Raw genomic sequence first — 26,275 nt, forward strand, 5'->3', positions numbered from 1 at the left:
CGCGCGATTTGTTATAATAAAGATTGTTTCAGAGTGGTCAGACCACTCAAGATCAGAAGAATGGGATATAAAGGAGTGGGAGAATGGCGACGCTGCGAGAAGAAGCCTTACATATGCACCGGGTGCATAAAGGGAAACTGGAGACAGTTTCAAAAGTAGCAGTTAGAAACGCTCAGGATTTGTCGCTTGCTTATTCACCGGGTGTTGCGGAACCGTGCAAAGCGATTTTTGAAGATCCGCAGTCGGTATACGAATATACGATGAAAGGAAATATGGTGGCCGTTGTGTCAGACGGTACGGCCGTTTTAGGGCTTGGCAACATTGGACCTGAAGCCTCTCTTCCCGTAATGGAGGGCAAGGCGGTTCTGTTCAAATCATTTGCCGGAGTGGATGCTTTTCCAATTTGCTTAAATACGACCAATGTCGATGAGATCGTCAATACAGTTAAACTGATGGAGCCTACATTTGGAGGCGTGAATCTGGAAGATATCGCAGCACCGCGCTGTTTTGAAATTGAGGAACGTCTGAAAAAGGAAATGAACATTCCGGTATTTCACGATGATCAGCACGGCACAGCGATTGTAACGGCAGCTGGTCTTCGAAATGCCCTTAAAATTACAGGGAAATCCATGGCGGAAATTAAGGTTGTCGTCAACGGAGCTGGAGCAGCAGGTATTGCGATCATCAAGCTTCTGCTGAGCATGGGCTGCAAGGATATCATCCTGTGCGATTCCAAGGGTGCCATTTACGAAGGGCGTCCTCAGGGAATGAATGATCTGAAACACGAGATGGCTCAGGTAACGAACAAAGACAAGCTCGATGGAAGCCTCGGCGACGTGATTACTGGAACAGATGTATTTATCGGCGTTTCGGTAAAAGGGGCCCTTACAAAGGAAATGGTTCAGAGTATGAACCCCGACCCGATTATTTTTGCTATGGCGAATCCGGATCCGGAAATTATGCCGGATGAGGCAAAAGAGGCCGGCGCAAGCGTAATCGGAACCGGTCGTTCTGATTTTCCTAACCAGGTAAACAACGTTCTTGCGTTTCCGGGTATTTTCCGCGGCGCACTTGACGTATATGCCACTCACATTAATGAGGAAATGAAAGTGGCGGCCGTCAAGGCGATTGCCGATCTGGTATCCGATGAGGAACTGAATGCCGATTACGTCATTCCGGCACCTTTTGATACCCGTGTCGCACCTGCTGTTGCAAGGAATGTAGCTGTGGCTGCGATGGAAACAGGAGTGGCGAGAAGAAAAGTCGACCCTCAAGCTGTTGAGCAGAAAACAAAACAGCTGACACTTATAGACGACAAGGAGTCATAATGGCAGGGGTCCGGAACTGTCCGGACGCCCTCTTCCTATGTACCGTCAAGGAAAGAGGTGGACTGAAATGACCTCACCACCAGGCAAGGTGTATTTAAACATACTTAAAGAGCTTGACCGGATTATCCATGAAGACAATCTGCTTCCTGGTGATAAATTGCCATCCGAGCGTGAACTTGCTGAAAGGCTGCAGGCTGGCCGGTCTTCGGTACGGGAAGCCCTGCGAGCGCTGGAACTGCTTGATCTGATTGAAACCCGTAAAGGGGAGGGCACGTTTATTCAGCGCGCAGGAGGTCACCGTCTTGCCGAAATTCTTGCCGGTTTCTTCCTTAGGGAAACAAGGGCAAGGCAGGATGTAACGGAGACAAGAGCCATTATTGAGATTGAAGCTGTCAGGCTTGCCTGTTCACGAATAAGTGAGGAACAGCTTGCCAGACTCGGAAGGATTATTGAAGAATCCAAAGCAGCCTGGTCAGACGGCGAGCTGCCGGTTGAACAGGACTACCTGTTCCATAAAACACTTGTAGAATCGTGCCGAAATCAACTGATGATGAACATTTGGCGCCCGCTTGTTGAATACAGCAAGGTGGCCCTTAGGGAATCCCTGTCACGGAGCGGCAGGGCAGAGAATGCTATTGCAGAGCATTCCGGCATTTTCGAAGCTGTCCGCAGAAAAGATGAAGAAGAAGCAGTAAATATGCTGAAAAAACATCTCGAAAACAGTCGTTTCTAACCGTTGTGCGTCGATAATCAGGGCACAAACTACCTTGAATTCGCCTGTTTAACAGTGTTATGATGGAAAAAATTTACGCAGCGCTTTATTCTGTTATTATTTTCTTTTATTCTCATTGGCTGCGTAGAGGTCATAAGTGTCATAACCGCTCACGGCGGAAGAAGGCTGAACAAGAAACAAAGGCGCAGCAATGCGGTTTTTGAATATGGAGAGTACGTCAAGACAAATGAGGTGAGATTGTGCTACGGGATCTGTTTTCAAAGAAGAAGAAATATGCCACGATTCCTTCAGAACAAGCAAAGCAGGAAGTGCCTGAAGGTCTAATGACGAAATGTCCCCAGTGTAAGAGCATCATGTATACAAAGGAACTGAAAAAGAACCTGAGTGTATGTGATTCATGCGGTTTTCATCACCGGCTTACCGCGTATGACCGAATGGATACGCTGTTTGACGAAGGCACCTTTATTGAATTTGATCAGAATATCATTGCAAAAGACCCGCTGAACTTTCCTTCTTATAAACAAAAGTCCGAAAAAGACCGTGAAAATACAGGGCTCAATGAGGCCATTGTAACAGGGAAAGGAAAAATTGACGGTTACCCTGCCGTTGTCGGCGTCATGGATGCCCGTTTCCGTATGGGCAGTATGGGGTCCGTTGTGGGTGAAAAAATCAACCGGGCAATTGAACGGGCAATCGAAGAAGACTTGCCGTTTATCATGTTCGCTGCTTCCGGCGGCGCACGTATGCAGGAAGGCGTATTCAGCCTGATGCAGATGGCGAAGACAAGCACGGCCCTTCACAAACTGCGGGATCACGGTGGTCTGTTTGTATCGATTATGACTCATCCGACTACCGGTGGTGTATCTGCCAGTTTTGCTTCTTTAGGAGATATTAATCTCGCTGAGCCTAAAGCGCTGATCGGTTTTGCGGGCCGGAGAATTATCGAGCAGACGATTCGCCAGGAACTGCCCGAAGATTTCCAGACAGCGGAGTTTCTACTTAAACACGGTCAGCTGGACAAAGTAGTGGAGCGTAAGAACCTTAAAGCAACACTGAAAACAATTCTCAGCATCCATGCACCCGCTGAGGAGAGTGAAATGAATCAGGAGGCTGCCGAAGAGCCTGCATTCAAAGCGGAAGAACAGGAGGTGAAGTAACGATGGCGGAAGATTTACCATTTGAAAAACCGATCACGGAACTGCGGACGAAAATTGCAGAACTGAAAGTTTTTACAGCTGAAAAGGAAATCGACTTGTCAGGTGAAATTGAAAAGCTTGAATCCCGTCTCGAACAGCTCGAGGAGGATATTTACGGCAATATGAGTCCGTGGGACCGGGTGCAGATCGCAAGGCACAACAACCGTCCAACAACCCATGATTACATCGACCGCCTGTTTACTGACTTTCTTGAACTTCACGGCGACCGGCTTTATGGTGACGATGAAGCGATTGTCGGCGGAATTGCAAAATACAAAGGGCGTCCGGTAACCGTAATCGGCCATCAGCGCGGAAAAGGAACGAAGGAAAATCTGCGCCGAAATTTCGGTATGCCGCACCCTGAAGGATACCGTAAGGCACTGCGACTGATGAAGCAGGCGGAAAAGTTCAATCGGCCGATCATCAATTTTATTGACACAAAAGGGGCTTATCCCGGTATTGCTGCTGAGGAACGGGGGCAGAGCGAAGCCATTGCACGTAACCTTGTGGAAATGGCAGGACTTACCGTGCCGGTTGTGTGTATCGTTATTGGCGAAGGCGGAAGCGGCGGCGCCCTTGCACTTGGCGTAGGGGACCGTATTTTCATGCTTGAGAACTCCACCTACTCCGTTATTTCGCCTGAAGGAGCGGCTGCCCTTTTATGGAAGGACGCAGGCCAGGCTCAGCGAGCTGCAGAAACGATGAAAATTACGGCACCTGATCTAAAAGAGCTCGAACTGATTGACGGGATCATCCCTGAAGTCCGGGGCGGCGCCCACAGAGATGTGGAGCAGCAGGCACGTTCGATTGATGAAACACTCGAGCAGGCACTCGAAGAACTTGGAAAAATCAGCCGGGAAACCATCGTTGAAAAACGTTACGAAAAATTTAATCGCATCGGACCTTACGACTATGTAAACGGTACCAATGCCGGTAACTAAACAAAACAGCCATCCTCCCCGCAGGACGGCTGTTTTGTTTGCCGTGAATCCTTGTTGCAATACGATTTTGACAGTGTTATTTTAATTACTGCTGAGTATAAAAATGAATCAGGGACAGGATAAGAAAAGCTGAACAAAATTTCCGGAGTATGGAAATTGATAAGGAAATGATGTTTCTTTATTTACCGACGGCTGTGTTGGATCTCAGTTTTGATTTTTAATATAGTTGATTGGAACAACTTAGCGGAAATCAGCAACTGACTTTAACAGAGCCAGACCAATAAATATTGAAAGAATTCAGACGAGGTGAATGGAATAGATGAAACGCATAGGAGTTTTGACCAGCGGTGGGGATTCGCCGGGAATGAACGCGGCTATCCGCGCGGTCGTCCGTAAAGCCATTTATCATGATATTGAAGTATACGGGATCTACCAGGGTTATTCCGGCCTGATAAACGGCCAGATTGAAAAACTGGAACTCGGATCGGTGGGGGATATTATCCACCGGGGAGGCACGATGCTTCATACAGCCCGATGTGAGGAATTTAAGACATTGGAAGGGCAGAAAAAGGGTATTGAACAACTGAACAAGTTTGGTATCGAAGGACTTGTCGTAATTGGAGGAGACGGTTCATTCCAGGGAGCCCGCAAGCTAACTGAACATGGATTCCCGACAATCGGTGTGCCAGGTACAATCGATAACGATATCTCTGGTACTGACTATACGATCGGCTTTGACACCGCCTTGAACACAGTTATCGATGCGATTGATAAAATCCGTGATACTGCTACTTCCCACGAGCGTACGTACGTTGTAGAAGTCATGGGCCGCGATGCCGGAGATCTTGCCCTCTGGTCCGGACTGGCAGACGGAGCGGAAACAATTCTTGTTCCCGAAGTGGAATATAATATGGACGACGTGGTAAGCCGTCTTAAGCGTGGTGCCGACCGCGGGAAAAAACACAGTATTATTATTGTGGCAGAAGGAATCGGTTCCGGAGTGGATATCGGGAATGAAATTGAGGAAAAAACAGGCTTTGAAACACGCGTGACTGTACTCGGCCACATTCAGCGCGGAGGTTCGCCGACTGCAGCTGACCGAGTTCTCGCCAGCCGACTTGGCGCAAAGGCAGTTGAACTTCTTATTGACGGCCAGGAAGGGAAAATGGTCGGAATCGAGAAAAACATTCTCGTCGCCCATGACATTGCAGATGCCTTGTCACGGGAGCATCAGATCGATGCAGAAATGTACAAGCTGTCACAGGAACTGTCCATTTAAGGATACTGCAAAACTGACAATGCGATTGCCGGGACCTGCGTGTCCTGGCTTTCCTGCGGTCAGTTGAAATGATATATCAAGTAAGGAACCAACCCGAGGAGGATGAATATGAGAAAAACTAAAATAGTTTGTACGATTGGCCCAGCAAGTGAATCACCTGAAAAACTGACAAATCTGATCGAGGCAGGCATGAACGTAGCCCGTCTGAATTTCTCTCACGGAGATTTTGAAGAACATGGTGCCCGTATCCGGAGTATCCGTGAAGTTTCAGAAGAAACAGGGGAAAAAGTAGCGATTCTGCTTGATACGAAAGGTCCTGAAATCCGTACCCAGACTCTTGAAGGCGGAGAAGCAGAGCTTGTTCAGGGGACGGAAGTCATTGTTTCCATGACAGAAGTAACAGGGAATGCAAACAAAATTTCTGTTACGTACCCTGGCCTTGTGGATGATGTTCATGAAGGGTCCATACTCCTGCTTGACGATGGTCTTATTGAGCTCCGCGTGAAATCCATCAGTGACAATGAGCTTGTAACTGAAGTTGTAAACAGCGGCACATTGAAAAATAAAAAAGGTGTAAACGTACCTGGTGTAAGTGTTAACCTTCCGGGAATTACGGAAAAAGACGCCAACGACATCGTGTTCGGAATTGAGCAGGACGTTGACTTTATTGCTGCTTCCTTTGTGCGCCGTGCATCAGATGTTCTTGAAATCCGTGAGCTTCTTGAGAAACACAACGCTGAGCATATTCAGATCATTCCAAAGATCGAAAACCAGGAAGGTGTCGACAACATTGATGAGATTCTTGAAGTTTCCGACGGCCTGATGGTAGCTCGTGGAGACCTTGGTGTTGAGATTCCAGCAGAGGACGTTCCTCTTGTTCAAAAGGAACTGATCAAAAAGTGCAACAGTCTCGGAAAGCCGGTTATTACGGCTACGCAGATGCTCGACTCCATGCAGCGCAATCCACGCCCGACTCGTGCGGAAGCGAGTGACGTGGCAAATGCAATTTTTGACGGTACTGACGCGATCATGCTTTCCGGAGAAACAGCTGCAGGAACATACCCGGTGGAATCCGTACAGACGATGAATAACATTGCCCGCAAAGCAGAAACAGCCTTGAAGTATGAAGACATTCTTCGCCGCCGCAGCCGTGAAAGTGAGCAGACAATCACAGATTCGATCAGCCAGAGTGTTGCCCACACGGCACTGAATTTGAATTCCTCTGCCATCCTGACGGCTACAGAAAGCGGTCATACAGCCCGTATGGTGTCCAAATACCGTCCGAAGAGCCCGATTGTGGCCATTACCCACAGCGAGCGTGTATGCCGCTCTCTCTGCCTTGTATGGGGCGTCTATCCGCAGCTTGGTAAAAAAGCAACTACTACGGATGAAATGTTCTCCACTGCTGTAGAAGAATCTCTTGCAAGCGGCCTTGTAAACCATGGAGACCTTGTGATTATCTCTGCGGGTGTTCCTGTCGGGGAACGAGGAACGACAAACATCATGAAGGTCCATGTTGTGGGTGAAGTTGCTGCAAAAGGACAGGGCATCGGACGCAAAACGCGCTCCGGTAAAGTAGTTGTAGCAAAAGATGGGAATGAAGCGCTCTCCAAAATGGAAGAAGACGCGATTCTCGTGACACCAAATACCGATCGGGACATGATGGAGGCTTTTGAGAAAGCTGCTGCTGTTGTAACTGAACAGGGCGGACTTACTTCCCACGCAGCTGTAGTGGGACTGAATCTTGGAATTCCAGTCATTGTTGGTGTGGAAAACGCGACTGATCTCTTCGAAGATGGAGACGAAATTACAGTGGACGGCAGCCACGGCAACATTTACAAAGGTGTTGCAAGCGTATTGTAAAAAGATAAAAACCCGGCATCACGGGGCACTTGACTGCCCGCACTGGTGCCGGGCCTTTTTTTATGTTATTTTTAGGCTGTGAACGATAAAGGAGAAGATAGCTATGTGGAAGATATTATTACTTCTGTTAATTGTCGTACCTGCTCTGGAAATAGTGGTGCTGGTACTTTCAGGAAATACAATAGGGATTATTCCTACAATTCTATTGATTATTGCAACAGGAATTTTAGGGGCAGCACTTGCAAAACGGGAAGGCCTTAACGCCATTCGTACAGCCCAGATGCAGACGGCCCAGGGCCAGGTTCCCGGCGGAGTCCTTCTTGACGGGATATGTATTCTTATCGGTGGTGTCGTATTGCTTACACCTGGTTTTATTACGGATGTATTCGGTTTCTTCCTCCTGATCCCGCAGACAAGGGCATCGTTTAAGGCATTTCTGCAGCGAGTGTTTGAGCGCTCCGTCAGATCCGGGAACGTGGTGTTTTACCGGGGCGGACGCAGGTACTGACTGTATTGTGAACGGTGATTTTAAACATCCAATACTGCTCTGAGGATGTAGAAAATGTCCTGACTTTTTAATAAGTCAGGACATTTTATTACGTCCGCTCTTTTGAGTCCAAAATGAAATCCCGGATAGTGTGAAAAACCCCTGCCCGAATGACAGACTGAACGAGAATGAGGATTGCCGGTCCAAGAAGCAGGCCCGCGAAGCCGAGCCACTGATAGCTCAGGAAAAGTGTGATGAGCAGGGGGATCGGATGAACGCCCAGGTGCCTTGACAGAACACGAGGCTCGGCAATCTGCCTCTGGACGATGACGACGGCATAAATAATGCTCAGACCGATGGACATAAACCAATCACCAGTAAAAAATGAGTATAAAATCCAAGGGACAAATACGATACCTGTACCGAGATAGGGCAGGAAATCGATCAGCGCAAGAAGAAGGGCAGCGGTCACGGCGTGTTCGATTCCGATTATCAGAAACCCGGTCAGAATAATCACGCCTGTCATCGCAACCAGAATGCACTGGGCAATAAAGAAGCCGAGTACCGAACGTTTCCATTCCTTTTTCAGTGACGCCAGAAGGGAATCGAGTACTGGCGGTACTGCTTTTTTATACCATCCCTCGATCAGCGGCCAGTCCTTGGTAATAAAAAAGGCGCTGAGCAGAGAAAAAATCATGACTGTCACCGTATTCGGTAATGCTAACAGCAGATCAGCAAGACTGTTAAGCAATACCTGAATAAATTCGCCTGCCTTCTGCGCCGCTTCTCCCGTAATGCTCTGAAGGGAACTGACTACGGTTTTCTGCTGCTCTCCATCCAACGTGGCGATCAGCTCCGTGAACCGTTCATAAAGAGGCATAAGCGTGCCGCTCATCCATGTGTTAACGATTAGAACAGTCTCTTTTATGAAAGCGGGCAGAACGGCCGAGAGATATAAAAGGCCTGCAGCGATTTCCACTGCAGCAAACGTTGCGAATGTAAGAAGCAGAAGAAACAGGATCAGCATGGATACGAGGACACAGAACGTCCGCGGCCAGCCGAAGGTGCGCTCAAGCCTGTTTACAAATGGCAGAAGCATCAGCGCAATAATGAACCCGAAAATAAAAGGAGACAAATAAAGAATTAGAAAAAACAGTGTTCCTGTTAAGGCTGCACCTGCCACAAGAACAAGGGCAGTACGTATGAAAACATCACCAGCCTGTTTAGTATCCACCTATCATCCCTCCCCTCTCATTTCAATCTATGAAAGAAGGATGGGATACATGCGGCTTGTACGAAAGAGGAGTCAGAGTTATGATTACACCTGCAGTACTTTTCATGCTGATCTTACTTGGGATCGGCCTGATTGCAAAAAACCAGTCTCTTATTATCGCTGTGGTATTTCTGCTTCTGCTGAAGTGGACCGGTCTTGGCGACCGGGCATTTCCCCTGCTGCAGCAGAAAGGCATACATATTGGCGTAACGATCATTACCATCGCGGTTCTTGTGCCGATCGTGACAGGCGAGATCGGATTTAAACAGCTGATAGAAGCGACCCGCTCATCGTACGCCTGGGTTGCACTGGGTGCCGGCATTTTTGTAGCAGTCATCGCGGCAAGCGGCGTTGAACTTCTTCAGAATGATCCCCATATCACGACAGCACTTGTTTTTGGAACCATTCTTGCTGTTGCGCTCTTCAATGGGGTGGCTGTAGGTCCGCTGATTGGCGCGGGAATTGCTTATATGGCGATGAGGATAGTGTCGTATATTTCGTCTCTTGGCGGGTAATTGTGACATTTTACGTGAAGTATCAAACAAATTAAAATAATAGTATAAGTTGGAATATTGATTGCTTTTGATATTTTTAAGTTCACAAAGTTGTTAAAAGTCGGTATAATAAAAGTTGACTTGACTCAAAGAAACCCGGCTGTTCATACATACAGCTTCCGAAACCTTTTACGAAAACGCTTACGGTCCGCCGCCGGGGGCCCAGGAATGGATTACCCAGTCAAATTCACAAAGAGTTATTATACTAATATAACAAAACTCCGGTGAATTTCGACATAGTCGGACCTGCCTGTGATCCGCTCACGCGAGATGATGATCACAAGCCGGTAGAAGGTTTCTGGAGAAACACAATGGGAATAGATAGTTAATTCCCTTAAAATTCACATCTAAAGGAGAGGTTGGTATGAGTACGACAAAAGGTTTGGAAGGTGTTGTAGCAACAACATCAAGCGTAAGTTCAATCATCGACGGGGTATTGACGTATAACGGGTACAACATCGACGATCTTGCGGACTATGCAAGTTTTGAAGAAGTTGTATACCTGCTCTGGAACAATAAACTGCCTGATCAGAAGGAACTCGATGCGTTTGCAAAGGAACTGAACGGGTACTCGGCTGTGCCGGATGCTGTACTGGAACAATTGAAAACGTATCCAATTAAAGATGTACATCCAATGGCGGCCCTTAGAACGGCTGTATCCAATCTCGCTCTGTTTGATGGACAGGCTGATGAGATGTCAGAAGACGCGAACCGTCTTAAAGCGATGAAGCTTCAGGCACAAATGCCGACTATCGTCACGGCTTTTGCTCGGATACGAGAAGGAAAAGAGCCAATCGCCCCGAAGCCGGAACTTAGCTTTGCTGCGAACTTCCTTTATATGCTTAACGGGGAAGAACCAGATGAAACGTCTGTAGAAGCATTTAATAAAGCCCTTGTCCTTCATGCTGACCATGAGCTTAACGCGTCCACATTTACGGCGCGTGTATGTGTGGCCACACTCTCAGATGTTTACTCAGGCGTAACAGCAGCAATTGGTGCTCTTAAAGGCCCGCTTCACGGCGGTGCGAACGAGCGCGTGATGGCGATGCTCAGTGAAATCGGTGAAGAGAGCAAAGTGGATGATTATATCCGTAAAGCACTCGACAACAAAGAAAAGATTATGGGCTTCGGCCACCGGGTATACAAAAATGGGGATCCTCGTGCGAAACATCTGAAGGAAATGAGCCGTCAGCTTACGAAAGTAACAGGCGAATCCAAGTGGTATGAGATGAGTGTCCGTATTGATGAGATCGTAACAAATGAAAAAGGACTGCTGCCGAACGTGGATTTCTACTCTGCATCGGTTTACCACAGTCTGGGTATTGAACATGACCTGTTCACTCCGATCTTTGCTGTCAGCCGGGTATCCGGGTGGCTTGCACACATCCTTGAGCAGTATGACAACAACCGTCTCATCCGTCCGCGTGCAGAATACGTTGGGCCGGACAAGCAGAAGTGGATACCACTCGAGGAAAGATAAGCTCTTTCAAATGTAAGGGCTGATAGTTGAATTTCATTCCAATTTGCGCTAAAGATAGTGGAAGGGGAAACGGGCACTTGAAACGAATGAAACAAGGTGCACCTGTTTCTCGTTCCCTACATAAATTTTGAAAGATATACAGGAGGTTTTTTTAATGGCAGAACGTATTACAGTAAACGATGGTGTGCTAAACGTACCGAACAACCCGGTGATTCCATTTATCGAAGGTGATGGAACAGGCCCGGATATCTGGGCAGCCGCTTCCCGTGTGATCGAAGCATCGGTTGAAAAAGCCTACAATGGGGAAAAGAAAATTGAGTGGAAAGAAGTTCTCGCTGGACAGAAAGCCTACGACCAGACAGGCGAATGGCTTCCGGAAGAGACGCTGGACGCGATACGTGAGTACTTTATCGCAATCAAAGGCCCTCTGACTACGCCAATCGGCGGTGGAATCCGTTCTCTGAACGTCGCTCTTCGCCAGGAACTGGATCTGTTTGCATGTGTACGCCCGGTACGCTGGTTTGAAGGTGTACCATCCCCGGTTAAGCGTCCAGAAGACACGGATATGGTTATTTTCCGTGAAAACTCAGAGGACATTTACGCAGGTATTGAGTATGAGATGGGGTCTGACGAAGCGAAGAAGCTGATCAGCTTCCTTCGTGACGAGCTTGGCGCAAACAAAATCCGTTTCCCTGAAACATCAGGAATCGGGATCAAGCCGGTATCCGAAGAGGGCACCCACCGTCTTGTCCGTTCTGCAATCCAGTACGCTCTTGATGAAGGCCGTAAGAGCGTAACGCTTGTTCATAAAGGCAATATCATGAAATTTACAGAGGGCGGCTTCAAAAAGTGGGGCTACGAGCTTGCCGAGAAAGAATTCGGTGAAAAAGTGTTCACTTGGGCTGAATATGACAAAATTACTGAAGAAAAAGGCCGCGAAGCTGCTGACAAAGCGCAATCTGAAGCGGAAGCTGCAGGCAAGCTGATCGTGAAAGATTCCATTGCAGACATCTTCCTTCAGCAGATCCTTACGCGTCCAAAAGAGTTTGATGTTGTAGCAACAATGAACCTGAATGGAGACTACGTTTCTGACGCACTTGCTGCCCAGGTCGGCGGAATCGGAATCGCGCCAGGTGCAAACATTAACTACGACAGCGGACATGCGATCTTTGAGGCGACTCATGGTACCGCTCCAAAGTATGCCGGCATGGATAAAGTAAATCCTTCTTCTGTTCTTCTTTCCGGTGTACTGATGCTTCGTCACCTGAACTGGAACGAAGCAGCGGATATGATTGAAGCTTCAATGGACAAGACGATTGCAAGCAAAGTCGTTACTTACGACTTTGCCCGTCTGATGGACGGCGCGTCCGAAGTGAAGTGTTCCGAGTTTGCTGACGAACTGATTAAAAACCTCTAAGAATAAAACGGCAATCGCCGGAACGGGAACCGGGCCTGAGCCTGGTTCCCGTTTTACAGGCGGAGTCAGAATAACAGTCAGACTAATTGAGAGGGGTTATTCAAATGACAATTAAACGAAGAAAAATTACCGTTGTAGGCGGTGGTTTCACTGGCACGACGACCGCACTTATGGCTGCACAGAAGGAGCTTGGGGATGTCGTTCTTGTGGACATTCCAAATAACGAGGATCCTGTTAAAGGAAAAGCACTTGATATGCTGGAGGCTTCTCCTGTACAGGGGTTTGACTCCAACATCGTTGGAACCTCCGACTACAAGGATACTGCAGACTCTGATATTGTTGTCATTACTGCAGGTATTCCCCGAAAGCCTGGGATGAGCCGTGATGATCTGATCAGTACAAATGCTGGAATTATGAAGAGCGTGACAAAGGAAATCGTTAAATATTCTCCGGACTGTTACATTATCGTGCTTACCAACCCGGTAGATACGATGACGTATACGGTATATAAAGAATCAGGCTTCCCGAAAAACCGTGTATTCGGCCAGTCCGGTGTGCTTGATACGGCCCGGTTCCGCACGTTTGTTGCTCAGGAGTTGAACGTCAGTGTAGAAGACGTTTCCGGCTTCGTCCTTGGCGGTCACGGTGATGATATGGTGCCGATGCTCCGTTATTCCTACGCAGGCGGTATCCCTCTTGAGAAACTGATTTCCAAAGACCGTCTGGACGCAATTGTAGAGCGTACACGTAAAGGTGGCGGCGAGATCGTTAACCTGCTTGGAAACGGAAGTGCCTACTACGCTCCTGCAGCATCAATCGTACAAATGGTGGAAGCGGTTCTGAAGGATAAGAAGCGCATTCTTCCTGCCATCGCCTACCTTGATGGAGAATACGGCTACAGTGATATGTACCTCGGGGTACCGACGGTAATCGGCGGCGGAGGTCTTGAAAAGATCCTGGAACTTGATCTGACAGATGAAGAGAAAGCAGAGCTTCAGAAATCTGCCGATTCAGTTAATAAAGTTCTTTCACTTGTAAAATAATGATCTCGAAGCAATGAGCGCGCAAGCGCCATTGCTTCTTTTGTAAAAAGTAAGTATACCTCTTAGTCAGTAAACCCTTATTATGCCCAGCTGAACGCCAGCAGTGAGACTCCTGCGGCACCGTCGCGGATGCAAAACTGACGGAAAGGTATACTTAATTTGTAAAATGTATTGTAAGCGTTTACCTTAATCTTCCCGCCTGACCGGGAGGAACGTCAGCGTAAGAATATACTGGAGGGATAAGTGTATGTTTACAAAAAAAAGAAAGATCGGCAGTGTTATTCAGTCACTGAAACCAGGTGAGAAGGCAGAAGTTATGAAGAAAGTTGAAGATAAGGATATACTCCTTTATCTCGGTCTTTCCGATGATGCGAATCCGATTTACATTCAGCACGACTATGCTGCCCGTACACCGTTCAAAAAACCGATTGTTCCGCAGATTATGATAAACGGTTTTGTGAATACAACGGTTTCCACACACCTTCCAGGCCCGGGGAGCAGTATTCTCTCTCAGACACTCACATATCCGAAACCACTTTACCACTATGGCACCCTTCACTTATCACTTGAAGTAACGGAGGTAGATGAGAAGAAACATACCGTTACCATTTCGGTGTCCGGTAAAGATGAAGAAGGAGACAAGGTCGTTGAAGGGGAAATGAAGGTCTGCCCGCCTTACCCATGGAAGCCTGTTACCCAGGATGCAGGAACATTTGAAAACTTTTAGATTCAGCAGCCAGCCCCTTGTAGGGGCGGCTGTTTTTTTTCGGAAAATATAGTAGTATAAAGGTGAATAAGAAACTCGGGGATGAATAACAGTACATAACATCTATTGATCTGCTTAGGCTAAGGGGGAAAGCAGGTACAGGAGGAATGGGCAATGTCTCAGAAAATACTTGTTGTAGACGATGAAGAATCAATCATTACGCTTCTGCAGTTTAATTTGGAACAGGCCGGATTTGAAGTAACAACGGCAATGGATGGAAGAGCCGCACTGGGAGAAGCAGGTGAACAGAATTTTGATCTCATCGTTCTTGACCTCATGCTGCCGGAAATGGACGGACTGGAAGTCTGTAAACAGCTCAGACAGAATAAAATCCTGACTCCAATTCTTATGCTGACGGCGAAAGACGACGAATTTGATAAGGTACTCGGGCTTGAACTTGGTGCGGATGATTATCTGACGAAGCCGTTCAGCCCCCGGGAAGTGGTAGCACGGATCAGAGCCATTCTCCGTCGATCCCGTTCCGGGTCACAAGAAAAAGAACAGGAAAAAGAAACGAAAAAGATTACGATTGGGGACGTTGACATTTTCCCTGACAACTATGAAGTTTTTCTCAGCGGCAAAGCACTGGAGCTGACACCAAAAGAGTTTGAACTTCTTCTTTATCTTGTTAATCATAAAGGGCGTGTGCTGACGAGGGATCAGCTGCTTAACGCTGTATGGAACTACGAATTTGTAGGGGATACACGAATCGTGGATGTTCATATCAGTCATCTGCGGGAGAAAATCGAGCCGAATACGAAGAAGCCGGTGTATATAAAGACAATCCGGGGTCTCGGCTATAAACTGGAAGAGCCGGTACGGAATGACTAGCTACCGTTCCAGATTTGTTTTTCCTCTAACGGTTATTGTTTTTGTCGTTCTTGCGAGCCTCGGCGCTCTTCTTGGTCCTCTTTTCAAAGAGTTTTATTTTGACCGGATGTCGGACCGAATTGAAAAGGAAGCCGGAATTGTCGCATTTAATGTGGCGCAGACAGGAATCGATAACGAGGAGGAACTGCAGGATCTGATTGAGATTTTTTCGGAGGAACTGGATCTCAGAATTACCCTGCTGTCAGTTGATCAGCAGGTGATCGCAGAAAGTGCGGATGACCAGGCTGAAAACAGGGATTACAGCGGCAGACCGGAAATCCGGCAGGCTGTCGAAGAGGGAGAAGGCAAGGAGATCCGGATGAGCAATACCGTAAATGAAGAGCTTCTTTATTATGTTACCACTCTTGAAGAGGACGGAACGGTAACTGGGTATTTGAGGCTCGGCCTTCAGCTTGGAGAACTTAACCGGGTTTACCGCAGTATCTGGGTCATTATGCTCATCAGTTTTTCAGTCGCTTTTCTGATTATTTTCCTGCTCACATCCAAGCTCACCAATCAGATGATTGCTCCGATTGAAGAAGCGACCAGGGTGGCAAAGCAGCTTGCCCAGGGTAATTTTAAAGCCAGAACCTACGAAGGTGAGGAGAATGAAACCGGCAACCTGAACCGATCCCTGAATGTGCTTGCCCAGAATCTGGGGCAGGTTACCCGTACTTACCAGATGCAGCAGGAACACCTGGAGACACTCATCGAAAACATGGGCAGCGGACTTCTCCTGATCAACTCCAAAGGAGACATCACCCTTGTTAACCGTTCATGCAGGGAACTGTTTAAGGAAGATACGGATGAATGGCTTCACAAGCTGTATTATAAAGCGATTAAGCATAAAAAGATTATTAAACTCGTTCAGGAGATTTTCCTGACCGAAAAAGGGAAGAAGCGGCACCTTGAACTGCCGATCGGGATTGAAATACGCCACTTTGATGTGTACGCAGCCCCGATTATCGGCTCAAATGATAAACTCCGGGGGATCGTGCTTGTTTTTCACGATATCACTGATCTGAAAAAACTGGAGCAGGCACGAAAGGACTTTGTCGCCAATGTTTCCCACGAGCTGAAAACACCGGTCACCTCTCTGAAGGGCTTTACGGAAACCCTCCTTGCCGGCGCAATGGAGTCGCCTGAACACCGGGAAAAATTCCTGACCATCATTGCAAAAGAGTCAGACAGGCTGGAAGTACTGATTTCCGACCTGCTTGAATTGTCCAAAATTGAAGGCAGTCATTTTCAGCTCGACTGGCAGCGCGTAAACCTCTACACGCTTGCAGAAGAAGTGAAACTGATGCTTCAGGATAAAGCAGATAAAAAGAAGATTGCCCTGACAGTGAAAGCAGCAGGAAATCCCGAAGTGGATGGCGACCCCGGGCGGATTAAACAGATTATGATCAATCTTGTTAATAATGCCCTTTCCTACACGCCGGAAGCAGGGGAGGTGACGATCCGGCTGAAGGAGCAGGCTGAAACGGTCGTGCTTGAAGTGGAGGATACAGGTATCGGGATCAGCAAAAAAGAGCTTCCCCGTCTATTTGAGCGGTTTTACCGGGTGGACCGGGCAAGGTCACGGAATTCCGGAGGGACCGGTCTCGGGCTGGCGATCGTCAAACACCTTGCTGAAGCCCATAAAGCCAAACTTGATGTCACCAGCGAAGTGAACAAGGGGACAACGTTCAAACTGGCCTTTTACAAGGAAAGGCAGGAAGATAAGAAGGAAAAGTAAATCTTTACAAAAAGTTTACATTTTCGACATTACTCCTTAACGTCTGTTCGTTACAGTATACATGTACTGTTTCATATGAATGTAATCTTCCTGATTGCATTTGTGTTTAACATCCCCTTGTTTGACCGGAAGCCCACCCCTGAGCTTCCGGTCATTTTTATTTACTGTGAAGCTTTTATTAGGGAATTCCGCTGCAGGCCGACGCTTTCCGCACGTCTTCGCCACAGCCTTCTTGTGTCAGCGGAGTGGATGACAGAAATTTTATAACTGGAACTGCCACACATTAAACAGATACTTACACTGGCGGGTACTTTTCATTTGATTCTTTTCTCATTCATTCTGCTGGCACCTCAGGTTTGTATCCTGCCCCAGGCGTGATAAAATAAGGCTAACCTTGCGTATACACCTGTATGCGACAATTACTGACTGGGGTGTGGAATTTGAAAAATAAATTAGTTCTTGTGGACGGAAACAGTGTGGCCTACCGGGCATTCTTCGCACTGCCCCTCCTGAACACTGAAAAAGGCATATACACGAATGCGATTTACGGATTTACCACGATGATTCTGAAAGTCCTTGAAGAAGAAAACCCTTCCCATATGCTTGTGGCGTTTGATGCGGGGAAAACGACGTTTCGCCATAAGACATACCAGGAGTATAAAGGTAAACGGGAGAAGACTCCGCCGGAACTGTCCGAACAGCTGCCATATATGCGCGAACTGCTTGATGCGTTTAACATTAAGCATTATGAGCTTGAAAACTTTGAAGCCGATGACATTATCGGAACCCTGAGCAGAACCGCATCGGCAGAAGGATGGGATGTAAAGGTATATACAGGAGACAAAGACCTTCTCCAGCTTGTGGACGACCGGATTTCGGTTGCCATGATGAAGAAAGGCATCACGAATATGGATACATACGATGAAGCGATGATCGGGGAGAAATACGGAATCAAACCTGACCAGATTATCGATATGAAAGGGCTGATGGGTGACAGCTCTGATAACATTCCGGGGGTTCCCGGTGTAGGCGAAAAAACAGCCCTGAAACTCCTTAAATCCCACGGTACGGTTGAAGGGGTCTACGAATCCCTCGATGAAGTATCAGGCAAAAAGCTCAAGGAAAAGCTTGAGGCCAACAAGGAACAGGCGTTTATGAGTAAGGAGCTGGCCACGATTATGTGCGAAGCGCCGATCGAGGTGAAGCCGGACGACGCTGAACGTAAAGAGCATGATCAGGAAAAGCTTGTTGCTCTCTTAAAAGAACTCGAGTTTAACTCCCTTTTAAACAAGTTTGACGGAGACAGGGAGGCGGCTGAAGATGAGGATATGGAAGATCTCGAAGTCAAAGAGGTTAATGAGTTAACTGAAGATGTGCTTGCCTCACCGTCAGCGCTTGTTGTGGAATCACTGGACGATAATTATCATCAGGCGCAAATCGTTGGTTTCTCCCTGGCAAATGAAAACGGTGTTTATTTTGTCCCGGTTGAAACAGCCTTGAAAAGTACCATGTTTACGGAGTGGGCCCAGGATAAATCTAAGGAAAAATACATGTTTGACGCCAAACGGTCCGTTGTTGCACTTGGATGGCAGGATATTGTTCTAGAAGGTGTCGTCTTTGACGTCCAGATCGCTTCGTATCTGATCGATCCTGCATCAGGTGCGCACGACTTGTCGGATATTTCTGTACGGAAAAACAGTGTGCGTGTGCAGCATGATGACGATGTATACGGAAAAGGGAAGAAGCGGAAGGCAGCTGAGGGAGAGGCCCTCATACAGCATCTCGGGAGAAAAGCGTCAGCTATTTTCTCTCTCAGGGACGATTTGGACGAAGAGCTTGCTGCAAACGAGCAGAAAGAGCTGTTTTATGAGCTTGAAATGCCACTGAGCGTGATTCTCGGACGGATGGAAAAGCACGGTGTCGCAGTTGACCGGAGCGAACTTGAAAACATGGGGAAAGAACTGGAGGAGAAGCTTGGCAAAATCGAAGCCGACATCCACCGCATGGCCGGGACAGAGTTTAATATCAACTCTCCAAAGCAGCTGGGTGAAATTCTTTTTGAAAAGCTCGGGCTCCCACCGGTGAAAAAGACGAAAACCGGCTATTCCACATCAGCGGATGTTCTGGAAAAACTGCAGGATAAGCACGAAATCGTGGAACAGATTCTTCATTACCGGCAGCTTGGAAAGCTGAATTCCACCTATATTGAAGGGCTGCTGAAGGTGATTCACAGTAAAACCGGCAAAATTCATACGATCTTCAACCAGTCACTCACCCAGACTGGACGCCTCAGTTCAACAGAGCCAAACCTGCAGAACATTCCGGTCCGTCTTGAAGAAGGGCGCAAAATCCGTCATGCCTTTGTGCCGGAGCAGGAAAATGCTTTAATTTTTGCGGCAGACTATTCCCAGATCGAGCTGAGGGTGCTCGCCCACATCTGTCAGGATGACAGTCTGCTTCATGCATTCCGGGAGGACCTGGACATCCACACGAAAACGGCAATGGATGTGTTTCATGTGAATCGTGATGAAGTGACGGGGAACATGCGCCGGACCGCAAAAGCAGTAAACTTCGGGATTGTCTACGGCATCAGCGATTACGGTCTTTCACAAAGTCTCGGTATCACCCGTAAAGAAGCGAAGAGCTTCATTGACCGGTACTTTGAAAGCTTTCCAGGCGTAAAAGACTACATGGATGATATTGTAGATAAAGCCCGTGACAAAGGATACGTCACGACCATGCTTAACCGGCGCCGCTACCTGCCTGAAATTACGAGCCGCAACTTCAACCAGCGAAGCTTTGCAGAGCGGACGGCGATGAACACACCAATCCAGGGAACGGCTGCAGATATCATCAAAAAAGCAATGGTTGATATTGCCGAACGGATGGAAGAAAAACAGCTCAAATCGAGTCTGCTTCTTTCTGTACACGATGAATTGATCTTTGAAGTTCCGGAAGAAGAGATTGAAACGATGAAACAGCTCGTCCCTGAAGTCATGGAAGGGGCGATCGAGCTCGACGTGCCGCTGAAGGTGGATGTTTCCTACGGAGACACCTGGTACGATGCAAAATAACCGATAGCGGTTTACTGAAAGCAGACAGGAAAGGAATGATCAGTCATGCCTGAGCTTCCGGAAGTGGAGACGGTCAAGCGGACTCTTGAACAGCTGGCGGTCGGAAAAACAATCGAGGATGTGGTGGTGACTTGGCCGAGAATTATTAAGCGTCCGGACGACACAAGAGCATTTGCGGATATGCTAAAAGGAGAAACGATCCGCAGGATAGGCAGGAGGGGAAAATTTCTGCTGTTTTATCTGGATAAGTGGACGCTTGTTTCTCATCTCCGCATGGAAGGCAGGTACGGTCTCCATCATCAGGATGAGGAGCCTGACAAGCATACGCACGTGCGGTTTATCCTCGAAAACCAAGAAGAGCTCCGATACCGGGATGTACGTAAATTCGGTACGATGCATTTGTTCGAACGAGGGGAGGAACTGCATCATCTTCCCCTCTCCCACCTCGGTGTGGAACCTTTTACTGATGCATTTACACCTTTGCACCTGAGGGAAAAACTGCTCAAAACTTCAAGGCATGTTAAATCTGCGCTTCTCGATCAGACTGTGCTGGCCGGTCTCGGGAATATCTACGTGGACGAGGCCCTGTTTCTGGCCGGCATACATCCGGAACGTCCTGGTAACACAATTACTGAGGAAGAAGCCGTGAAGCTGCACGAAAGCATAGTGAAAACACTTCAAGAAGCAGTAGAGCAGGGCGGTTCCTCAATTAAATCGTATGTAAACGGCCAGGGAGAAATGGGCATGTTCCAGCAGATGCTTTTCGTCTACGGACGAAAAGGAGAACCGTGCAAACAGTGCGGAGCAGAAATCGAAAAATCGGTTGTCGGCGGGCGTGGTACACATACATGCCCGGTGTGTCAGTAGGCGAAGGCAAAGAACGTTAATACTGCGTCAAATTCCTCCGTACATTGGATGGGCTCCTGCCATATACTATCGTAATTGATAGTTGAGGAAAGGAGCATAACCTCATGGTGGAATTACTCTCTCTGCTGCTTCTCGCCTTCGCCGTAAGCCTCGACAGCTTCGGTGTTGGTCTCACATACGGGCTGCGTAAAATGAAATTGCCGCTAAAATCCCTTTGTTTTATCGCGCTGTGTTCGGCTACTTCTATTCTCGTTGCGATGACAATTGGAACGGCAATCGCCGGTGTTATGAGCCCGTCCGCAGCTGAGTCTGTCGGAGGACTCATCCTCATCCTGATCGGGGCATGGGCCCTGTATCAGATTTACAGCCCGGCAAAGAAAGACCGGAAAACCAAGGAAGAAAAAGAGTTCATCTTTAACTTTGAAATTAAGAAACTCGGCATTGTCATTACGGTCCTGCGGAAGCCGATGGTGGCTGACCTGGATAACTCCGGGACTATTACTGGAAGAGAGGCGTTCCTTTTGGGGCTGGCGTTATCCCTGGACGCTTTTGGAGCAGGGCTTGGAGCAGCCCTGATCGGTTTCTCCCCGGTGTTCATGGCCGTCAGTGTAGCGCTCATGTGTGCGCTGTGTCTGACGCTGGGAATGAAAAGCGGTCATCTGTTTTCCGATACGATATGGATGAAGCGCTTTTCGTTTGTACCGGGAGCTGTTCTGATTATTCTTGGAATCTGGAAGCTGTAGGCACGCTGACTGAGAACACAGCCTGCAGCTGCGGAGCAATGCTGAAGAAAGCAGGTGGCAGGGTATGATCATTGGTCTTACAGGGGGTATCGCCAGCGGGAAAAGTACGGTCTCCTCGATGCTGAGAGACTGGGATATTCCCGTAGTTGATGCTGATCTGATTGCCCGGGAGGCTGTAGAGCCCGGGCAAGAAGCTTACAGTAAAATAGTACAGGCTTTTGGGGAAGACATTCTTTTTGATGACAAAACGATTAACCGGAAAGCCCTGGGAAGGGTCATCTTTAATGACCGGAAAAAGCGTGAGGTACTCAACAGTATTGTGCATCCGGCCGTGCGGGCTGAAATGAAACGTCAGCGGGACGGATGGCTGAATCAGGGTTTCAAACATGTGGTTCTTGATATCCCCCTCCTTATTGAAAGTGAGCTTGACTATCTGGTGGATAAAAGTCTTCTGGTTTATGTGGATGAAAAAACCCAGATGGAACGACTCATGCAGCGGGACCAGACCGGCGAGGAAGACGCCCGCAGCCGCATTCGTTCTCAGATGCCCATGAAAGACAAGCAGGCACATGTGGACGAAGTAGTGGACAATACCGGGACAGTGGAAGAAACGAAAAAACAGGTAAAGGACGTACTCGAAAAGTGGGGCGTCCTATAAGCAGAGAACCGCGCATCCGGATGAGGGATGCGCGGTTTCTCTTTTACAAGTGGGAAGGGTGACGGGGCGGGGTTTTGGGATTGGGGCGATGGTGGATATTTGTTTTAGCTGGTCTTTCTGGTCTGTACAGGATTGCTGACTTATGCCTTCTAGTCAACCGACCTTATACAAGCCGTAACTTGGTCCGACTTACACCTTATTACTCGCCCGTCCCCGAATTTATAAACCCTAACTCGTATTCTCTTGTGAGGCTCTTTAAACGGTGCATGGATCAGCACCCGGTACATATACACATTCCTAAAAAAACATTCGAAATTTCCCTACCTCGTGCATAGAATATGTTATACTAAAAATGAAAATACACTTAATAGTATGGCATATATAAGGAAGGGGTCTTTCACATGACGACAGTTGCTATTAATGGCTTTGGCCGGATCGGCCGGATGGTTTTCAGAAAAGCAGTATTGGACACGAAGCTAGAGGTGGTTGCAATCAACGCTTCCTACCCTGCTGAAACACTTGCACACTTAATTAAATACGATACGATTCACGGGCCTTTCCTGGGTGAAGTTGAAGCTCGCGATGACCACTTAATTGTAAACGGTTCCAAAGTACTCCTTCTGAATACGCGCGATCCCCTGACGCTGCCGTGGGCAGACCTTGGAGTGGACATCGTTGTCGAAGCAACCGGCAAATTTAAAACAAAAGAGACCGCTTCCTATCACATCCAGGCTGGAGCGAAAAAAGTGATTATTACTGCACCGGGGAAAGATGAGGATATTACCATTGTCATGGGTGTGAACGATGGAGATTATGATCCGGAAACCCACGATATTATTTCCAATGCTTCCTGCACAACGAACTGCCTTGCACCGGTAGCAAAAGTACTTAACGATGCTTTCGGAATCGAGTCTGGTATGATGACCACGGTTCATTCCTATACAAACGACCAGAAAAACATCGACAACCCTCACAAGGACCTCCGCCGGGCACGTGCCTGCGGCCAGTCGATTATCCCTACTTCAACCGGGGCAGCAAAGGCAATTTCAAAGGTGCTGCCTGAACTTAACGGGAAACTGAATGGAATGGCGCTACGTGTACCGACACCGAATGTGTCCCTTGTAGATCTTGTGGTCGACCTTTATTCAGATGTTACACCTGAGGACGTGAACCGTGTTCTTAAACGGGCAGCGGATAACGAGCTCAAAGGCATTCTCGGTTATACAGACGACCCTCTTGTGAGCATTGATTTTAATGGAAACGAACATTCCTCCATCATTGACGGACTTTCCACTATGGTCATGAATGAACGTCAGGTCAAAGTGCTCGCCTGGTACGACAACGAGTGGGGCTATTCCTGCAGAGTTGTGGATCTGATGGAGATGGTTGCCGGCCAATTAAAAAAGGAAACTGAAGTAACTGCATAATTACCGGCAGTAGAGGCAGTTACTTAAAGGCAGTGGACTTGTTTAAGTGGAAGCGAAAGGCGGCGTCGCCTGTTGGAATGGCATTAATTGAAGACCCCATGGACGGTTTTTTCCAAGGAGACTGAAGTGATGCCCGTGGAAAGCATCCGCCTGCAGCGAAAGATTTCATTTATTCTAAATGAACGTATTGTATTGAAAAAAAGATTGCAATAGAATTCCTTTCAAAGTATACTATTTTTCGTGATCTTCGCATAAAAGCAAAAGAAGGATCGGTTGCTGCAAGCGGCTGTTCAACTGGCATTTGAACGTCCGCTTAAGGGTTAGGACCTCTCTGGACTAACTTTCCCCCGCAGCGATCTGTTTCCTCCATGCTTAAAGAAGGCATGAAACCACTTTAGAGGGGGATTCGATATGGAAACCATGGGACGACACGTCATTGCCGAGCTTTGGAACTGCAACGTTGAAAAGCTGAATGACATGGACTTTATCGAAAGAACATTTGTTAATGCCGCACTCGAGGCAGGCGCGGAAGTCAGAGAAGCAGCCTTTCACAAGTTTGCGCCGCACGGTGTGAGCGGTGTTGTGATTATCAGCGAATCGCATTTGACGATTCACAGTTTTCCGGAGCACGGTTACGCAAGTATTGACGTCTACACGTGCGGAGACAGAATTGATCCGAACGTAGCTTCCGACTACATTGCCAGAAGTCTGGATGCAGGCACAACTCAAGCAGTTGAAGTACCGAGGGGCATGGGACCGGTAAACGTCGAACAGGCGCAGCGGGAACCGGCACTCAGTACTGTGAAATAAATAATAGTAAATACAGTCTCCGATCAGCGGAGGCTGTATTTTTTTCTATCTGCGGTGAAACTTTTCCGCGCTGCACCCGTAGCACGTACCAGGGGAGTGACAGGGATGAAAAAGAAAGCATTAACAACATCAGTTGCGCTGATGGTACTTGCCGCATGCAGCGGGCAGGAACAGGAAGTAACAGAAGAGGTAACGGATGCGGTGACTGAGAACAAGGCTGTTTCTGAACCTGTATTGGGGGACATCCTGACTCTGGCAATGGAGAACCGGAAAGGGGATCCGGCAGACAACTTTGACGTGGACGATTATCTGTATGACTATACTGCGGCGGAAAGTGAAGAGCTTTCCGAAGAAGAGCTTAAAGGTCTGCGTCTGTCAGGTGAATCGCCGGCTGAAGCCGAGGCAGGACGCCTGATTGAAGATACGCATACTCTTCACCGTGCACTGAAATATCAATATGCGCTGTACGAGGCAAACGGCGGGGATGAAGCATTTGAAGAGGCCCGTAACCGCGTCATAAATGAATTGGAAAGTACATATGAAAATGATGAAATTGTAAGCCCGAGAGATTTTGAAGAGATTCTTCATAATCATTACTCGTTTATTCGTGACACCCATTTCTATATAAATGGAAGTCTGGTAACACCCATGGAACACCGGCTGTTTATAAACGACGAAACCGCCTTTTACAAGCAGAAGGATGGAAGTTTTATTCACAGGGAAAATGGAGAACTGCTTGAGAGTGTCAACGGAAACGAGGAGGTGGACGCGTATCTCTTACCTTCACTAAGTGACGAGGGCAGCTATGTATACGTCCCGGGGATTTTCAGTGACACTGAACCGAACCGTGAACTTGAGCTGGTGACCGGCGGCGAAAAGGAGCAAGTCCGCCTTTATCAGCTGTCAGCGTCTTACAGCGGCGGTGAATCAGAAATTAATTTTGAGAGTGATGTTCCGATTTTTTCACTCAAGGACTTCTTTTTTTATGAGAACAGTGATGTAACGTCCGAGGGACTGCTGGAGGAGTCAAGGGAACTTGAAAATGAACCGTATTGGATTCTTGATCTCAGAAGCAACCCCGGAGGATACCCTGATTTTGCAGACGAGTGGCACCGGCAGCACTTTGGAATCAGCCCGGGATTTGGTGATTACGTGATGCAGCTTTACTCAAACACCGGCCATATGGTGTTTCAGGAAACGGAAGAATATTACCGGGAGCTCGGTGTGGTCGAAGACCCGATCTGGAGTGAGGTGGGCAGCTATCACGGGATGATTATGCCACTCGAAGAGCCGCGCTGGAGCCGTTTTTATTCCGCTTACCGCAGGGCTGAAAACGAAGATTCGGTTATATTCGTTGTGACCGATCACTATACAGCATCGGCTGCAGAATACATGACGCAGGTCATGAAGCACGTGGAAAATACAGTCATTGTTGGTACGAACACAGCAGGCGCGTTAAACAGCGGCGGTGCGCTGATGTGGGAGCTTCCTCACAGTAATGTCAAAATGGATGTCCCTGCTGCTTTCAGCTATCACCCGGAAAATCTTGCTCAGGAGGGCATCGGACTTGAGCCTGATCTCTGGGTAGATCCGCATCATGCGGTGGAGCGGATTGAAGCGCTTGTTAAAAAGGAGCAGGCCCGTGAGGACTAAAGTGCAAACAAAGGTGGACTTGAACCCGGTTTTAAACAGGGGAGACTAACGCTTGGATATAAATTAAGGAAATTA

At 47.9% G+C, this 26,275-nt stretch carries 22 protein-coding genes; 21 read left to right on the forward strand and 1 reads right to left on the reverse strand.

Translation table 11 applies throughout. The annotated features are described in order from the left end of the window. Positions 1-83 precede the first annotated feature (83 nt). From CR205_RS01060 to CR205_RS01090, 7 genes are all read left to right on the forward strand, one after another. On the forward strand, positions 84-1,328 hold the full coding sequence (locus CR205_RS01060; protein WP_110516085.1) for an NAD(P)-dependent malic enzyme: 1,245 nt from the start codon (positions 84-86) through the stop codon (positions 1,326-1,328). Between the two features lie 67 nt (positions 1,329-1,395). Beyond that, positions 1,396-2,061 (forward strand): FadR/GntR family transcriptional regulator, encoded by a 666-nt coding sequence (locus CR205_RS01065; protein ID WP_110516086.1) that lies wholly within the window; start codon positions 1,396-1,398, stop codon positions 2,059-2,061. A 239-nt stretch (positions 2,062-2,300) separates the two neighbouring features. Then, positions 2,301-3,218, forward strand: coding sequence for an acetyl-CoA carboxylase, carboxyltransferase subunit beta (gene accD, locus CR205_RS01070; protein WP_110516088.1), 918 nt, complete (start codon positions 2,301-2,303; stop codon positions 3,216-3,218). A gap of 2 nt (positions 3,219-3,220) precedes the next feature. Continuing rightward, complete coding sequence (accA, locus tag CR205_RS01075; protein ID WP_110516090.1) at positions 3,221-4,198, forward strand: acetyl-CoA carboxylase carboxyl transferase subunit alpha; 978 nt, start codon at positions 3,221-3,223, stop codon at positions 4,196-4,198. Positions 4,199-4,517: 319 nt separating this feature from the next. Next, the gene (gene pfkA / locus CR205_RS01080; RefSeq protein ID WP_110516092.1) at positions 4,518-5,477 is read left to right on the forward strand and encodes a 6-phosphofructokinase; all 960 of its coding nucleotides are present in this window, start codon (positions 4,518-4,520) and stop codon (positions 5,475-5,477) included. Between the two features lie 108 nt (positions 5,478-5,585). Beyond that, positions 5,586-7,340, forward strand: a complete 1,755-nt coding sequence (gene pyk / locus CR205_RS01085; protein WP_110516094.1) for a pyruvate kinase — start codon at positions 5,586-5,588, stop codon at positions 7,338-7,340. Between the two features lie 103 nt (positions 7,341-7,443). Beyond that, complete coding sequence (locus CR205_RS01090; protein WP_110516096.1) at positions 7,444-7,848, forward strand: FxsA family protein; 405 nt, start codon at positions 7,444-7,446, stop codon at positions 7,846-7,848. An 88-nt stretch (positions 7,849-7,936) separates the two neighbouring features. On the opposite strand, the gene ytvI is transcribed toward CR205_RS01090, so the two are convergent. Continuing rightward, a complete protein-coding gene (ytvI, locus tag CR205_RS01095; protein WP_110516098.1) occupies positions 7,937-9,061 on the reverse strand; it encodes a sporulation integral membrane protein YtvI in 1,125 nt (374 codons plus the stop codon). Positions 9,062-9,141: 80 nt separating this feature from the next. Here ytvI and CR205_RS01100 point away from each other — a divergent pair, with 80 nt between their 5' ends. From CR205_RS01100 to CR205_RS01165, 14 genes are all read left to right on the forward strand, one after another. Continuing rightward, positions 9,142-9,615, forward strand: coding sequence for a DUF441 domain-containing protein (locus CR205_RS01100; protein ID WP_110516100.1), 474 nt, complete (start codon positions 9,142-9,144; stop codon positions 9,613-9,615). 403 nt (positions 9,616-10,018) lie between these two features. Beyond that, positions 10,019-11,134: a citrate synthase gene (gene citZ / locus CR205_RS01105; protein WP_110516102.1), complete on the forward strand. Its 1,116-nt coding sequence runs from the start codon at positions 10,019-10,021 to the stop codon at positions 11,132-11,134. Between the two features lie 154 nt (positions 11,135-11,288). Beyond that, positions 11,289-12,551 (forward strand): NADP-dependent isocitrate dehydrogenase, encoded by a 1,263-nt coding sequence (gene icd / locus CR205_RS01110; protein ID WP_110516104.1) that lies wholly within the window; start codon positions 11,289-11,291, stop codon positions 12,549-12,551. Between the two features lie 104 nt (positions 12,552-12,655). Further along, the gene (gene mdh / locus CR205_RS01115; protein WP_110516106.1) at positions 12,656-13,594 is read left to right on the forward strand and encodes a malate dehydrogenase; all 939 of its coding nucleotides are present in this window, start codon (positions 12,656-12,658) and stop codon (positions 13,592-13,594) included. 247 nt (positions 13,595-13,841) lie between these two features. Next, positions 13,842-14,321, forward strand: a complete 480-nt coding sequence (locus CR205_RS01120) for a MaoC/PaaZ C-terminal domain-containing protein (RefSeq protein WP_110516107.1) — start codon at positions 13,842-13,844, stop codon at positions 14,319-14,321. Between the two features lie 153 nt (positions 14,322-14,474). Further along, positions 14,475-15,191: a response regulator transcription factor gene (locus CR205_RS01125; RefSeq protein WP_110516109.1), complete on the forward strand. Its 717-nt coding sequence runs from the start codon at positions 14,475-14,477 to the stop codon at positions 15,189-15,191. Next, positions 15,184-16,968 (forward strand): two-component system histidine kinase PnpS, encoded by a 1,785-nt coding sequence (gene pnpS / locus CR205_RS01130; protein WP_110516111.1) that lies wholly within the window; start codon positions 15,184-15,186, stop codon positions 16,966-16,968. The genes CR205_RS01125 and pnpS overlap by 8 nt, the downstream gene beginning before the upstream one ends. A gap of 410 nt (positions 16,969-17,378) precedes the next feature. Beyond that, positions 17,379-20,042, forward strand: a complete 2,664-nt coding sequence (gene polA / locus CR205_RS01135) for a DNA polymerase I (RefSeq protein ID WP_110516112.1) — start codon at positions 17,379-17,381, stop codon at positions 20,040-20,042. 45 nt (positions 20,043-20,087) lie between these two features. Further along, positions 20,088-20,909, forward strand: coding sequence for a DNA-formamidopyrimidine glycosylase (gene mutM, locus CR205_RS01140; protein WP_110516114.1), 822 nt, complete (start codon positions 20,088-20,090; stop codon positions 20,907-20,909). 104 nt (positions 20,910-21,013) lie between these two features. Beyond that, on the forward strand, positions 21,014-21,652 hold the full coding sequence (ytaF, locus tag CR205_RS01145) for a sporulation membrane protein YtaF (RefSeq protein WP_110516116.1): 639 nt from the start codon (positions 21,014-21,016) through the stop codon (positions 21,650-21,652). A gap of 64 nt (positions 21,653-21,716) precedes the next feature. Beyond that, a complete protein-coding gene (gene coaE / locus CR205_RS01150) occupies positions 21,717-22,310 on the forward strand; it encodes a dephospho-CoA kinase (RefSeq protein WP_110516118.1) in 594 nt (197 codons plus the stop codon). A gap of 401 nt (positions 22,311-22,711) precedes the next feature. Next, positions 22,712-23,737 (forward strand): glyceraldehyde-3-phosphate dehydrogenase, encoded by a 1,026-nt coding sequence (locus tag CR205_RS01155; RefSeq protein WP_110516120.1) that lies wholly within the window; start codon positions 22,712-22,714, stop codon positions 23,735-23,737. 411 nt (positions 23,738-24,148) lie between these two features. Beyond that, on the forward strand, positions 24,149-24,547 hold the full coding sequence (gene speD / locus CR205_RS01160; RefSeq protein WP_110516122.1) for an adenosylmethionine decarboxylase: 399 nt from the start codon (positions 24,149-24,151) through the stop codon (positions 24,545-24,547). Between the two features lie 105 nt (positions 24,548-24,652). Beyond that, a complete protein-coding gene (locus tag CR205_RS01165) occupies positions 24,653-26,200 on the forward strand; it encodes a S41 family peptidase (protein WP_110516124.1) in 1,548 nt (515 codons plus the stop codon). The last annotated feature ends 75 nt before the right edge of the window (positions 26,201-26,275 follow it).

The organism is Alteribacter lacisalsi (genome assembly GCF_003226345.1).
GTDB lineage: Bacteria > Bacillota > Bacilli > Bacillales > Salisediminibacteriaceae > Alteribacter > Alteribacter lacisalsi.